The organism is Microcoleus sp. N3A4, from assembly GCF_036701805.1.
In the GTDB taxonomy this organism is placed as follows: Bacteria; Cyanobacteriota; Cyanobacteriia; order Cyanobacteriales; family Microcoleaceae; genus Microcoleus.
The window spans coordinates 1-13,512 of sequence record NZ_JAUBRJ010000043.1 but is presented as its reverse complement, the minus strand read 5'-3'; the positions used below and the strand labels follow the sequence as shown (position 1 = coordinate 13,512).

The following is a 13,512-nucleotide window of genomic DNA, read 5'->3' as shown; positions in this document are numbered from 1 at the left end:
AGTAGTGCATCAATCTTTTAATTTAGCTGCATCCAAAACCTGTTCAAATCCTATTTTTCATTTGAACGCATATTCTACAGATTTTTGCAATTCCTGACTGTATTTTAGTAGTGCATCATTATCACGCACCATTGACTTAGCATCTTCAATACACTGCGAGAAGCAACTGCGAGAGATTTTCACGGAATGATCTGCTGTGAATAATTTATCATGTTGCTGCGCTGCAAACAATAGCGTCTGGTAAGCAGGAAGTAGGCACATTAAGCTAGCCAAGCGATAGCCCACAGCTTCATAGGGAATGTTCATTATATAACCGACCGACTTATTTAGCTCAACCATCACATTTGTAAGAACTTTTTGCGTCCAACTCTTGGGAGCCCCCTTCAGGAAGAGTGGTGAATCATCGACTTCTTGTATCCATACATCAGGTAAATAGCATATACCGTTAGCCAAATCTTCAGGAAAATCCTTGATAATGTTTGTTTTTTGCAATGCTTCGCCGCAGGTTTCACAACCTGCTAGAAGGCAAGCTGCAACATCTAAGTTGAATTGGTAATGGTTGATAGCTAACTCTGTCCCCATATGACCAACTATGCCAGCTACAAAATAGCAATAACGATTGTAATCGTTTTCTTGGGCTGGGAGACTGATCCCATTGCGCGTTAGCATAACAGGAGCCTGTTGGCGATCTAGCACTTGTTTCATTCCCTCAACCATTGCAGAAGCCCAGCAATGAATAATTGCTTTAGCATCGTTTGGTATTAGTGCATAAATTTGCCATAACATTAGTCCATTTTCCAGATTCATTAATTGCTTTTGGTCGGCATCGAGTCCCGGCCAATTTTCGGACGACCAGCTAGATAAAATATTGGAGGCAAAAGCTGGTTCCTTTAGCAGTTGCTGAAATTCATCAAAACGAGCCTGCTGCCAGCTAAAGGACTGTTGGCAATCCTCAATGTTGTCAGCAACGCGAAAAATCAGATAGGCCGTAGTCATAAAAGCATCTAACGGTTCTTCAAAACAAGGAGTTACCAATGCAAAAGAGCGAGAAACTTTATTCATGAACTCTTCAAGGTATTTCTTCTGTTGGTGCAAAAGATAAAACGTTATCATGCTTCGTGCCCCTGATTGTATTGAGATATTGAGTCCTGAAGAGCCTTTGCCTCCCAGAGACCTCAGTGCGTCGTAAATCCTGGTAAATAATGTATCCTACAACAAGAGAGATGGCAAGTATTTATGATTACAAAAAGTCATCAAAATTTCTGCCCCTATACAAATTGAGTCAGAAAGAAAAAGCCTAACCTAAGAATGCGCTTTCCAAACCGCAGTACCATTTTCGACTGTGAAATCAAAGTTGAGCCAGAAAGCCAGATTCGGCTGTATGTTTACTGGTTGTTCTGGCTCTGGCTTGCCTTTTTGCAAGCCCAATTCTGTGACAATGGGGTGGCTGGCAAAATTGTAGATTGTGACCTCAAATTGAGAACCACCAGTAGAACCGAAACTTAGGAGCCGCCCTGCGTGATATTTGGACACTTTCATGGGAATTTCTACGATCGCTTGATAGCAAGCTTGTTTGCCGTCTTTTTCATCGCGAAACTGCTTGAGCATGACTACAGGAATTTCTGCATTTAGCCGATATTGCAGCAGGTATTCAAGCAGGTTAAGCGGCAGGCTTAAGCCCGGAATTTTCATGATGCTGTCGCTACCGAAAAATAGTTGGGCGATTTCTGCAACTGCTTCTGAATAGCTAGTCCATATTTTAGATGGCTGGCTTTCGCTGCCTCCATTTTTCTGCGATACTTTAATTAGCTGTTCCCATTTTGCTTCTGTTTGAGCAGTTAAAGTTTTCCACGTATAAGTGTGCAAACTGAAGGGGTCTTGTAACCGATCTATGGAGGGAATGTTGAAGCTTGCAATCTCTTTCGGGATGCCGTAAACCTCCCGACCTGAAGCTAAAGCTGGTGAATTGCTGACGAATATGTAGGGTACGAACCAAGCAAAGCGGTCTATTTGAAAGATGGAGCCACGTTGTTGACCGACCGCAGTCAAGATCCAAATCACAACTTCCTGCTCGTCGATGTAACCTCTGTCGCGATCGGGCTTTTCTCTAGAAGCCAGGGAATCTATACTTCCAAAGGTTAGTAGGATATAGTGTGTGGCAGGGCGGTACTCGATTTGTCCGCTGGTTAAATTATTGAGGTATTTGTCGCACAAATTCTGGAGTTGAGGCAAAGAACCTTCTAACACAAATCCATAAAGGTTTGTGCCTTTGATATCGTAGGGTTGTAGAAAACATTGCTCGTTAGCTCGTTCAATGTATTGCGGAGGTTTTGAAGGGTTACTGCCGCCCGATAAAAATGTCTCACCAAATTTATGTGCTTCTTGTTCTATGCTTTCGCCTCTGGCAGCAAGGTCTTGGAGTAGTTGTTCTGGCGAGCCTGGCGGTTTGGCGAGGATGTCTGCTAATTTTTGCGGGTTATGGAGCAGTTCCGCGATCGCGCTGCTTGCTCCTAGTGCTGTGCGAAAGCCTGTTTGCAGAAGTTGAGCGGCGCTGTTAACATTCATTCCTTCATAACCTCATCGTGAGTTAGCTTGCAAACTTCTTTTATTTCAGTCATATCACAAATACCGATCGGTTCGATCTCAATTAACGCCAATTTTCTCAATCACAAACTCTTTCTCGATCGCTCGAGAAAGCAAATCGAGCTCACAACCCACCTATACTTTATGTGACCGTTGGGGTGATCCATGTGGTGTATATCTGACCCGACAGCCGAGTCGGTCAAACTTGCTGCATTATTGCACTGGTAGGCGCAGATGGAGCGATTGCGGCGGTTGGGGGCGATCGTCATAAACTAGGAGACCGCTGCCAACGGGGTAACGAGCGTTTTCCAGTGTTAGAAAGCATGGAAAGTGAAGAGATCCCTCCTCTGACTTGTTCTGGCCCAAGCTCTTTCGTAGCGCTGCAACTGTTCTGGCGTTGCGGTGGCCGCTGATTTCTTGAATAATCCGCAGCGGAATCCCGGCGTTGCTCATCGCTCGTGAGTGCTGACCTTCTGAGGCTGTGGGTGGAAGCGCCGGTGATGCCAACTTTTTCGCAGGCTTCTTGGAATAGATGAGAGGCGGCTTCCGGGTTTGCGTGCTTCCAGCGGTGGTTGAGGTGGCGGCTGGGAAACAGGTAGGGGTGCTCGGGATGCGAGTAGGTTTCCAACAGCAGCCTCAACTCTTGAATGATCGGGATAGTGCGGGTGCCGAGCTTGCCTTTGGTGTTACCTTTGCGGATAATCATTTCGGAGCGGATGACGCCCGCCGGGGTGAAAACGTCGATGACTTTCAAGCTGCACGCTTCGGCAATGCGGCAGGCGGTGTAGAGGCAAACTCCAAACAAGGTGCGATCGCGATCTGTCTGCAAACCGTCGTTGAATAACAGTTCGATTTCATCTTGCGCGAGTATCTTGGCCTGCCCGTGTCCCTCTATTTTCATGCTTGGTGTATACCCGACCTGACACCAGAGAGTTTGCCGCAAATACTGCATTACTGCATCGTTCGGGGGTATTTCTTAATGCGGTAGCCAGAGGTGCCAAGGGAAATAAGGGTCATCGTAGATTCGGTGAGCGACAATCGCTATCGGGTATTCTAAAAATAAATGATGTTGGAAAGTTCATTGGAAAACAGCGCTCGAATGATTGTTCGCGATAGCCAGGGACGAGAATACCGCCTGCAAGTAAACGGGGACGGAGACTCATATTTTATTGCCAAACTCTTGTACCGCAACAGCACAGTTGATAGTCTTCAATGCGTTTTGTATCCACCCGATAAATTGGTGATAAACGATATCATTATTCACAGCGATGTCATTCACGCTCCAGAACACTTAGGGGCAGCTCTTTTGAGATGGGTAGTTGAACCCAAGCCAATCGATTACCGCCGCCGGGGGCTGGGAACTCACCTGTTGCAGTTTGCGATAAAGAAAGCTCGTCAGCGGGGAATTAAGCGAATCTGCGGTTCTCTAACTCAAGAAGACATCAACAATAATCCTACCCTCGTCAAATGGTACAAAAAGCATGGATTTGAAATACTTCCGCCTTCACAGGAGAACATCGAAAATGCAGCTTTTGGGATTTCTCTGGATTTAGGAGAGAAATCAAATTAATTACCCCTTCGCTACTTTGGTTTTGGTTTTCCTGTGTAATATTAGGAACGATTTGTCTCTACTTCAAACTCGGTGAAAACCTTTGCTTGCTCTAACACTAACTCGATCGCTCCAAAATCGATCTGTGACCATCGCTCTAAATCTTGCCTTCAAACCTCTGATGCCAGAGGATATACCCCGACACGGTAACAACCAGAGTGATGCCTCCTCCTACCCAAGCCAGCATAGGATTGTAACCGCTACGGCTGAGGGTCTGCATCCATAGATGGGTGCGATCGGAGGATATTAACCAATCTGCGACGACCGGAAAAAGATACATCAAAGATGCACCAACGATAAGCCAGCCCACCATAGAGGCGACCAGAAAGATAGTTTTGGCTGTAGATTGGCTACCCATGAGCAATTGCGGTAAAGAACTAACTTTGAGATTAGCAAAGGAGATGCCTTATGTCAGCACAGGTATAGCCCGAGACAGCGGGCGATGCAAGCGTGAAACTGTAGAATTGATTTGAAGCGAAAGGTAAAGGGCGTTGCTGATTTAGGGTATGAAGGGCTCAATATGCAAGTCAGAGAAACCAGTATCCATAAAACTTCGGGATTTTCAAGTTATTTTTTTCATACCCTGATTAAGCAACGCCAAAAGCAGATGTTCCCTCACCGCATCAGACACAGTGTCTGATGCGGCTGCACTGGACGCAACAGAGGGGAATGTAAGAAAAGTGCAGAAACTCAGCAGACACAAAAATTTAAATACCTTGATGGTGTATGCGATAATCGCGGCCCCGACCAAAGAGACATTACCGATTTACTTGATGGGATGAAAGGAGCGATCGGCGGGAAGCGGATGATTCGACGTGAAGGAGCGATCGAAATCATAGATTTCTCCGATGCTAAACATGAAGGAACGTTGGATGCGTAATGATTAATTATTCCCCATTAATAAACTCAGCATTGACTCTGATCATAAAATATGCAATTGCAACAGCGACTGACTGAGATCGACCTTGATGCCTATTTTCAACGAATTGGCTATAGCGGTGACTGCTCGCCCAGGCTGACAGCGTTACAGGCAATTCATCAGCGACATTCCCAAACGATCGCCTTTGAAAACCTCAATTCACTTTTGAAACAACCTGTGAAGCTGGATTTAGCATCCTTGCAACAAAAACTCATCAACCAGGGACGGGGCGGCTATTGTTTTGAGCAAAATTCACTGTTGCGGGATGTTTTGCTGGCTCTTGGCTTTCAGGTAAAGAATTTGGCAGCTCGCGTGCTGTGGAATTTGCCGTCCGGGACGATCGCACCTCGCAGTCATATGGTGCTGTTGGTCAATATTGATGGAGAGCCGTACATTGCAGATGTGGGATTCGGAGGATTAACGCTTACCGCGCCGCTTGCTTTGACACCGGATATTGAACAACCTACATCCCACGAACCATTTCGATTGAGCGCAACGGATCGCAGCTACATTATGCAAGCATATATCAAGCAGGAGTGGAAATCCCTTTACAAATTCGACCTTCAGGAGCAAGAATTACCCGATTATGAGGTGAGTAATTGGTACGTTTCAACTCATCCCAACTCGATTTTTGTTACTAACTTGATGGCGGCAAAACCGGATTCAAATTGTCGTTACGCCTTGTGGAATAATCGGTTTACGGTGCATTATTTGGACGGTCGAACAGAACATCGCGTCCTTTCAACGGTTGCAGAGTTACGCGCTACCCTTGAGAATGTTTTTTGTCTCAACTTGGGAGCGATCGCCGAGCTCGATCGGATGTTACAACAATTAATTGAGCGCTCGCGTGCGATGACCTAACGATTCTCTCGGTTAATGGTTAATCAATGTAACATACCATTCCTCGTTAATCTATTAGGGGTAAAGCCGAGAGGTAGAGTCGAGGCTGTACCCCTTAAAACCTCACCCTTAACTTTTTCTATCCTTAATACGGCTTAACCCTAACCGAGAACTATTGACATGATTCCAGCAATAAAAAAAGCTTGGCTTTACACATTTTGCTTGTTATTACTGACTCTTGGTTGCACGAGCGTTAACTCCAGCAATAGAGAAGACACCCCCAACAACGAGACAACTCCACCGAGCGGTATCACAATATCCAACACCGATCGCACAAACGAATTGCGAGATCGGATCGAACAAATCTCTCAGGCGGCTCTAGGGCGCGTTGGAGTTACAGCCGCAGTGCTAGAAACCGGAGAGTCAGTCACTCTGAATGGAAATCAGCAATTTCCGATGCAAAGCGTTTACAAGTTTCCTATTGCAATGGCTGTTCTGGCTCAAGTAGACCGAGGAAAACTGAAGCTAGACCAGAAAATTCGTGTAGAAGCCAGCGATGTCCTTCAGGGTAGTCGGATTCTCGACGATTCATCGCAGGGAATGGAATTCAGTCTGTCTGAACTATTGAAGTACATGGTTTCTGAAAGTGACGGTACGTCTTGTGACGTGCTCTTAAAACTCCTCGGCGAACCGAGGGTTGTCACTGAGTATTTGCGCGGTCTTGGCGTAAACGATATCGTTGTTGCTCACACGGAGAAGGAGCTGGCGCAAGGCACAGCAGTGAAATACCGCAACTATGCGACACCTGATGCCGCCGTCGTTTTGTTGCGCGCCTTTCACGAGGGAAAAGGGCTCTCAAAATCCAGTCAAGCTTTATTGCTGCAATTGATGACAGAGACAACTACAGGCCCAAAGCGCATTAAAGGATTGTTGCCTGATGGGACGGTTGTCGCCCACAAAACGGGTACTTCATCTACTGTAAATGGAGTGACGGCTGCAACCAACGATATTGGACTCGTAACGCTCCCGAACGGACGGCATATGGCGATCTCCGTTTTTGTTTCAGACTCTAGAGCAAACGATGCGGTACGCGAGGAAGTCATCGCAAAAGTGGCGAAAGCAGCATGGGACGAATGGAGCAAATAGTTGCTGAAGGCGAAGGTGTTAAGGGTCGATTGCTCTGGCAGTGCAGCTAAACATCAGATTCCAGATGCCGATCGTCCAATGGAACTTCAATGTTCGCATTTGCGCGTTACCGTCGATGGCGGAGGGTGTGGCAACCGATGCGCGTGCCATTCATTGTCAACGATTGCCGGGAGACGAATGTACCGAATATCTGGGGGTTAGGCGATATCAATGGGGGCCGTAATGCACCCATGCGGTACTCGATGATTATCGGATTTTCAAAGCGAACTTGATGGATGGTTCCATCCGGTCTTTTCATCGATCCAGAACTGGCTCATGTAGGTCTGACCGAAACCAGAACACAGCAATAAAGGTATTATTATGCCATCCGAGTAGCAAGCTGGATGCCGCAGACATTACGGGAGCCCAAACAGAGGGTCAAACCGATGGAATGATGAACGCGATCGTGGATACTGAAACAGGTCGGATTCTCAAATGTTCGCTCTTGTGTCATGAAGCGAGTGAAGTGATTTTGACGGTGCAGATGGTGATGCAAGCTCAGATGCCGCACATCGTTCTGCGCGATGGAGTTTTGGCTCATCCCACGATGACCGAAGGATTAAATATGCTGTTTTCAGGCGTTGTAAGCAGCAAGTGCAATACCACAGGACTTATCCAAAATGAAAAAACTAGAAGGAAAAGTCGCTCTTGTCACCGGCGGCACTAGCGGCATCGGTCTTGCCACTGCCAAGCGCTTTGTCGCCGAAGGAGCGTATGTTTTTATCACGGGTCGCCGTCAAACTGAACTCGATGCCGCCGTGAAAGAGATTGGTGAAAAAGTCACTGGTGTTCAGAGCGATGTCTCGTGCGATTCGTTGAAACGTGAATCACGGTGAAAGCCCGTACATAGCGTTTCCAGCCACAAGGCTGAACTCTCGGTTTGATAAGGGTGCAAGTCCCTTCTGCCAGACTCAGGTATGACTCCCTATCTGCCCACACCGACCAAGCTCGATTCTTGGAGAGTGAAGCTGGGAACAGGACGCAACCAGACATCTAATGTGAGGTGACACTGGCGTTAATGGGGAGTTCCGATGGTGAAAATAGAGCCTATAAAAGTAACTTACGCTCGAGCGGGTCACAGACCATTAATCCCGACTCCATTGAAGCTTATTCCCGCCGAATTATTAGACAAATATCGGCAAGAGTCTAGGGGATTCAGTAGTTAAAGTGGCTCCACCTAACGGAACAAACAATCTAACCGAGGGAACGAATAAAAACGGACTGAGGGTCAAGGGGAAGTCGAACCCCAAGTAGGCTAGACGAGCAGCGGAATCCCCTTAGTTCGGGTAGGACAGACCGTAATTGGTCTGAGGTGTTCAGAAAACATAAGTTAGAGCAGAGTATGATTAGACACAGCAGCAATGTTAGTGAATCTTGGAAGACGTTACCTTGGAAGAAATTCCAAAGGGACTTATTTCGCCTACAAAAACGAGTGTTTAAAGCGATTCAGGTTGGAGACAAGCCGAAAGCGAAGTCCCTTCAAAAGCTAATTCTGAAATCTCGGGCTGCAAGAATGTTGGCGATACGTCAAGTAACTCAACTAAACGCTGGCAAAAAGACTGCGGGAATCGACGGGAAAGCTTCACTCACATTTGACGAAAGGTTTGCTCTGGGTGAAGAACTCAGAGCAAAAAGTAACAACTGGAAACATCAGAAGTTACGTTCAATACCAATCCCAAAAAAGGATGGGAGTACCCGCCTCCTCAAGATACCTACTATCGCCGATAGAGCGTGGCAATGCCTCGCAAAATACGCGCTAGAGCCAGCGCACGAAGCAACTTTCCACTCTACGAGTTATGGATTTAGAACAGGAAGGTCGGCGCACGACGCACAAAAAATTCTGTTCAACAATCTACGCTCTTACTGCAATGGAATAGAGAAACGGGTTATCGAGCTCGATATCGAAAAATGCTTTGACAGGATAAGCACGCGCGAGCATAATGGAACGACTCATCGCCCCAAAAGGCATTAAGACCGGAATATTCCGCTGTCTAAAATCAGGAGTCAATCCAGAGTTTCCCGAACAAGGAACTCCGCAAGGAGGCGTGGTCAGTCCATTACTAGCCAATATTGCTCTCAATGGGATTGAGGAAATACATCAATCAGTCCGTTATGCGGACGACATGGTAATAATTCTGAAGCCCAAAGATGACGCAGAGGCAATACTTGATAAAGTCAGCGAATTTCTGGCAGAACGAGGCATGAAAGTTAGTGAAAAGAAAACTAAGCTAACAGCTACGACAGATGGATTTGACTTCCTCGGTTGGCATTTTAAAGTGCAAAACAACGGGAAATTTAGATGCGTTCCATCAGCGGACAATTTTAAAGCGTTCCGTCAGAAGGTAAAACACATCGTCAACAACTCGAATTATGGTGCTACGGTCAAAGCTGAGAAATTAGCCCCTGTAGTTAGAGGCTGGAGAAATTACCACCGCTACTGTAAGTTGGAAGGGTCACGGTTATCACTGTGGTTTATCCAAAATAGAGCCTTCAAGGTATTCAATAAGGAATCGAAACAATCTCGCTACACCAGCAAGAAACTGCTTGATAAAGCATTCCCGACGGTTCCTTACTCCGAAAACAAATTTGTCAATGTCAAAGGAGAGAAATCTCCCTACGACGGAGATATAGCCTACTGGAGTGAGCGTAACAGCAAGCTCTATAACGGCGAAACCTCTAAAGCTTTAAAACGGCAAAACCATAAATGTGGGAAATGTGGTCTAAAAATGCTAGGCGATGAAAAGGTGCATCTACATCATGTAGATGGCTGCCATAGTAATTGGAAAATAAACAACCTTCTAGCGGTTCACGAAAGTTGCCACGATTATTTCCACATGAGCAAAGGCGCAAGCCAAGAACATCGGGAGCCGGATGCGGGGAAACCAGCACGTCCGGATCTAACTGAGAGGTGCGGAGGATAATACCTCCCATCGACTCAACCTAATCTAGCAGACCTCGATCGCCTGTTCGCCACGATTAAACAAGAGCAAGGTCGCCTCGATGTGGTCTTCGCCAATGCTGGCGGTGGAGAAATCGCCCCGCTCGGAGCAATCACCGAAGAACACTTTGACAAAACGTTCAACACCAACGTTAAAGGCGTGCTGTTCACCGTGCAGAAGGCACTGCCTCTGTTACCGCCGGGCGCTTCCATCATTCTGAATGCCTCGACTGCTTCTACCGTGGGCACTCCTGCTTTCAGCGTTTACAGCGCTACCAAAGCTGCCGTGCGCTCGTTTGCCCGCAATTGGACGCTCGACCTCAAAGAGCGCCAGATCCGAGTTAACGCCATTAGCCCTGGCGTAGTTCCTACTCCTGGTTACGATCGCTTGGGACTGAGCGATGAGCAGGTGCAGGAATTCGTAGATAGCCAAGCCGCCACCATCCCCCTGGGAAGAGTAGGGACGCCCGATGAAATTGCCAAAGCCGTTGTCTTTCTCGCTTGTGACGACAGCAGCTTTGTTAACGGCATCGAGCTGTTCGTCGATGGCGGTATGGCACAGATTTGAAGCGCCCTAAAAGTAGCCGGTAATCTTCCAAATGGGCTATGTACCGTCCACTTTGGACTCAACTCAAAATACTCAATGAGGGAGGGAGAAATAAACCAGAGTAAAGCGCTCCTTTTAGGTGGAAATTAGCTCGTAGAAACACTTGAAATGCTATTTATTTTACGCTGCCGCACTATGAACAACCCCGAAAATCCTCGACTGCCGCTGCCGCCTTTTGATAATGAATCCGCCATCCAAAAAGTCCGAATCGCAGAAGATGCTTGGAACACTCGTAACCCAGAACGAGTATCGCTCGCTTACACGCCGGATAGCGTTTGGCGCAACCGCTGTGAATTTCTATCCGGTCGTGATGCGATCGTACAGTTCTTGACACGTAAATGGCTTAAAGAATTGGACTACCGTCTTATCAAGGAGCTTTGGACTTTTGGGGATAACCGAATTGCTGTCCGGTTCGCTTACGAATGGCATGATGATGCCGGCAACTGGTTCCGTTCCTACGGTAATGAAAATTGGGAGTTCGACGAACACGGATTTATGCGGTCGCGTATTGCCAGCATTAACGACCTGCCAATTCACCAGAGCGATCGCAAATACCACTGGATATTGGGTCATCGTCCCGAGGAGCATCCCGGATTGTCCGATCTCAATCTTTGAGGAACCGGAGCAAGGTCAATAATTCTAACGGTACTGAATAGAGACGGGCTACTTCTAAAAAAGCGCAAACCTACTGAAGATTTGAGAAAAGGATGCGATTGCTCTGGCTGCACTCCTGAGCCTAGAAAATATGGATGGCTTTTCGAGAATTCAATCATCTAAACATTCAATCATCTAGACATTCAGATGTTTAAACTGTAAAATCTAGTTGATGAACTCAGCAGGCTTACCTATGATCGTGACAGTCGCCTCGTTCAAGGGCGGAGTCGGAAAGACAACTACAGCGCTGCACTTAGCGGCTTACTTGCAGACCAAAGCACCCGCTTTGTTGGTAGATGGCGACCTCAACCGCAGTGCTTTAGATTGGGCTGCTCGCGGTTCCCTGCCGTTCAAAGTGGTCGATGAAAAGCAAGGCGTGCGGTATGCCAGGGATTACGAGCACATCGTCATCGACACGCCGGCTCGACCTACCCCAGAAGACCTGAAAACTCTAGCAGAAGGGTGCGACTTGCTGATACTGCCCAGCTCTCCCGATGCTATGGCCCTGAGCGCTATGCTGCAAATGGTCGAGGCTCTGTATTCTCTGCAATCCAATTACCGCATTTTGCTTACGGTCATCCCGCCCGCTCCGAGTAAAGTGGGAGCTGAATCCAGGGCAACCATCGAAAAAGCGGGATTGCCCATCTTCAAGGCTGACGTGAGAAGGCTGGCGGTATTTCAAAAAGCTGCCCTCGCCGGGGTTCCCGTCAGCGATATCAAAGACTCCTACGCCAAAGCTGCTTGGGGTTGCTACGCCGCTGTCGGCAAGGAGATACTTCCGTGAGCCGCTTTGACGATTTGCTGAAAGCCAAGAAACTCAAGCCCGGGGAACCCGACCTTTCCCCCAGCACCGCGCTGTCCAAAAGCAAAGACCCCAACTTCGTCCGCACTACCGTTTACCTGCCAAAACAACTGCACCGCCAGCTCAAATCCGCAGCAGCGCAGTCGGGTCGGGAAATGAGCGAACTCGTTGAAAAGTCCGTCGCTCAATACCTCCAGCAGTTCGATGCCGACCAAGACATCTAAACATTTGGATGTTTAAATGTTTGAACATTTGAGTTGACTCCCCCTGTAAAAACTCGAAACTGTCTCGCCCTGCAATTCCAGATTCCTTTTGAGCCTTCCGCACTAACAATCTACCTGTTGGGGATTATGGTGTTCGATCGCGACAACCCAGGCTAATCAGAACCCACAACTCATCTCTGTTTTCAGTCGAGCGATCGAAAAGTTCGACCCCAACGGGAAAGCCATCAGCTTAGATGCTTGAATGTTCAGACATTTGAATGTTTGAACATCTAGATAGCTCAACGCACAGAATCCCGTAGTGTTAGGCGGTTGCTGCATTCAGTCGGTTTAGTGTCGGGCTGCTGGTAAGCTTGGCATTGACGTGAGAATGAGGGCGGCAGACTCTGAAGAAATTGTGGCAGCGGGGGGCGATCGCCAAAACGGAGCCCCGACCGCACGCCACTGTTCGGCTCTACCCCCATTTTATCCGGTCTCTGCTGCATAATTACGGTCTGGTTGCGTTTAACCCTCTTTTGTCACTCTCGTGGTAGTATAACCCACATTCCGCAGTTCTGGCTTTGATGACTAAGGATTTTCATACATTCACTTTAGGAAAAATATCTGTGCCTACCTTTTCTAATTTTAGTATCATTATTTTGCGATTTGGGCGAGGTATAATAAATTTGAATTTACAGATATTTCCTAATATATTCCTTCGGCAATATCTCAACTAATTTTCCCTAAATTAGACATGACAATTCCGGCAACATGATTGTTCTGTTGCCAATTCTTTGAATTTATTCAACAATATTCTCCGGTTTGTTTTCCGAGTTACCCATCTTCAACTATTAAATAATATTGACCGCAAACCTGGGTCTTCTGGGTTGGCGGTGGAAACTGTATAATATAGGAACTTTATGCTAGAGGCTAAGCTAATGGATTTTCATCTTGATGGATTACTCAATTTGCCAGACATTACGATTGAAAGATGTATTAAAAATGATACAAAAACAATTCTAAAAGTTAATTTTTTGACAGCTTATGCTACTTGTCCTCACTGTCAAAAGTCCACAGATGAACTCCATCAGATTCGTCCAATCTTGATTCGAGATTTATCGATTTCAGGTCAGTTAATCGAATTGGAAATTCCTCGTCGCCAATACTACTGTAAG

At 46.9% G+C, this 13,512-nt stretch carries 17 protein-coding genes and 1 pseudogene; 12 read left to right on the top strand and 6 right to left on the bottom strand.

Annotated elements, in window-relative coordinates; all coding sequences use genetic code 11:
• Positions 1–57: 57 nt before the first annotated feature.
• The 3 genes from QUA56_RS22625 to QUA56_RS22615 all read right to left on the bottom strand — a co-directional run bounded on the left by QUA56_RS22625 (position 58) and on the right by QUA56_RS22615 (position 3,484).
• Entirely contained in the window at positions 58–1,062 is a 1,005-nt protein-coding gene (locus QUA56_RS22625; protein ID WP_333361849.1) for a squalene/phytoene synthase family protein, read from the bottom strand.
• A 240-nt stretch (positions 1,063–1,302) separates the two neighbouring features.
• The gene (locus QUA56_RS22620) at positions 1,303–2,565 is read right to left on the bottom strand and encodes a hypothetical protein (RefSeq protein WP_333361847.1); all 1,263 of its coding nucleotides are present in this window, start codon (positions 2,563–2,565) and stop codon (positions 1,303–1,305) included.
• Between the two features lie 283 nt (positions 2,566–2,848).
• Positions 2,849–3,484 carry a tyrosine-type recombinase/integrase gene (locus QUA56_RS22615; protein ID WP_333361843.1) on the bottom strand — a complete coding sequence of 212 codons (636 nt, stop codon included), beginning with the start codon at positions 3,482–3,484 and terminating at the stop codon, positions 2,849–2,851.
• A 198-nt stretch (positions 3,485–3,682) separates the two neighbouring features.
• On the opposite strand from QUA56_RS22615, the gene QUA56_RS22610 reads away from it, so the two are divergent.
• On the top strand, positions 3,683–4,153 hold the full coding sequence (locus QUA56_RS22610) for a GNAT family N-acetyltransferase (protein WP_333361839.1): 471 nt from the start codon (positions 3,683–3,685) through the stop codon (positions 4,151–4,153).
• A 136-nt stretch (positions 4,154–4,289) separates the two neighbouring features.
• Here the strand turns inward: QUA56_RS22610 and QUA56_RS22605 are convergent, their stop codons facing one another.
• The gene (locus QUA56_RS22605) at positions 4,290–4,550 is read right to left on the bottom strand and encodes a hypothetical protein (RefSeq protein ID WP_333180633.1); all 261 of its coding nucleotides are present in this window, start codon (positions 4,548–4,550) and stop codon (positions 4,290–4,292) included.
• 573 nt (positions 4,551–5,123) lie between these two features.
• On the opposite strand from QUA56_RS22605, the gene QUA56_RS22600 reads away from it, so the two are divergent.
• Positions 5,124–5,972, top strand: coding sequence for an arylamine N-acetyltransferase (locus QUA56_RS22600; RefSeq protein ID WP_333361835.1), 849 nt, complete (start codon positions 5,124–5,126; stop codon positions 5,970–5,972).
• Positions 5,973–6,131: 159 nt separating this feature from the next.
• Entirely contained in the window at positions 6,132–7,097 is a 966-nt protein-coding gene (bla, locus tag QUA56_RS22595) for a class A beta-lactamase, subclass A2 (protein ID WP_333361832.1), read from the top strand.
• 18 nt (positions 7,098–7,115) lie between these two features.
• On the opposite strand, the gene QUA56_RS22590 is transcribed toward bla, so the two are convergent.
• Complete coding sequence (locus QUA56_RS22590) at positions 7,116–7,247, bottom strand: hypothetical protein (protein ID WP_333361828.1); 132 nt, start codon at positions 7,245–7,247, stop codon at positions 7,116–7,118.
• A 280-nt stretch (positions 7,248–7,527) separates the two neighbouring features.
• Here QUA56_RS22590 and QUA56_RS22585 point away from each other — a divergent pair, with 280 nt between their 5' ends.
• From QUA56_RS22585 to QUA56_RS22550, 8 genes and pseudogenes are all read left to right on the top strand, one after another.
• Positions 7,528–7,803: a hypothetical protein gene (locus QUA56_RS22585; protein ID WP_333361825.1), complete on the top strand. Its 276-nt coding sequence runs from the start codon at positions 7,528–7,530 to the stop codon at positions 7,801–7,803.
• Positions 7,757–7,972, top strand: coding sequence for an SDR family NAD(P)-dependent oxidoreductase (locus QUA56_RS22580; protein ID WP_333361822.1), 216 nt, complete (start codon positions 7,757–7,759; stop codon positions 7,970–7,972). The genes QUA56_RS22585 and QUA56_RS22580 overlap by 47 nt, the downstream gene beginning before the upstream one ends.
• Before the next feature lie 506 nt (positions 7,973–8,478).
• Positions 8,479–9,108 (top strand): reverse transcriptase N-terminal domain-containing protein, encoded by a 630-nt coding sequence (locus QUA56_RS22575; RefSeq protein WP_333361819.1) that lies wholly within the window; start codon positions 8,479–8,481, stop codon positions 9,106–9,108.
• On the top strand, positions 9,077–10,057 hold the full coding sequence (locus tag QUA56_RS22570; protein ID WP_333361816.1) for a reverse transcriptase domain-containing protein: 981 nt from the start codon (positions 9,077–9,079) through the stop codon (positions 10,055–10,057). Before QUA56_RS22575 ends, QUA56_RS22570 begins: the two co-directional genes overlap by 32 nt.
• A gap of 39 nt (positions 10,058–10,096) precedes the next feature.
• Positions 10,097–10,642, top strand: a pseudogene (locus QUA56_RS22565) (SDR family oxidoreductase); the annotation flags it as partial.
• 174 nt (positions 10,643–10,816) lie between these two features.
• Positions 10,817–11,296 (top strand): nuclear transport factor 2 family protein, encoded by a 480-nt coding sequence (locus QUA56_RS22560; protein WP_333361813.1) that lies wholly within the window; start codon positions 10,817–10,819, stop codon positions 11,294–11,296.
• Positions 11,297–11,528: 232 nt separating this feature from the next.
• Entirely contained in the window at positions 11,529–12,119 is a 591-nt protein-coding gene (locus tag QUA56_RS22555; protein ID WP_333361810.1) for a ParA family protein, read from the top strand.
• On the top strand, positions 12,116–12,361 hold the full coding sequence (locus tag QUA56_RS22550) for a CopG family transcriptional regulator (RefSeq protein ID WP_333361808.1): 246 nt from the start codon (positions 12,116–12,118) through the stop codon (positions 12,359–12,361). The genes QUA56_RS22555 and QUA56_RS22550 overlap by 4 nt, the downstream gene beginning before the upstream one ends.
• Before the next feature lie 301 nt (positions 12,362–12,662).
• Here QUA56_RS22550 and QUA56_RS22545 read toward each other — a convergent pair whose 3' ends face one another.
• The gene (locus QUA56_RS22545) at positions 12,663–12,803 is read right to left on the bottom strand and encodes a hypothetical protein (protein ID WP_333361805.1); all 141 of its coding nucleotides are present in this window, start codon (positions 12,801–12,803) and stop codon (positions 12,663–12,665) included.
• A 472-nt stretch (positions 12,804–13,275) separates the two neighbouring features.
• Here QUA56_RS22545 and QUA56_RS22540 point away from each other — a divergent pair.
• Positions 13,276–13,512, top strand: a 237-nt coding sequence (locus QUA56_RS22540) for a transposase family protein (RefSeq protein ID WP_333361802.1), incomplete at its 3' end; no start/stop codon positions are given.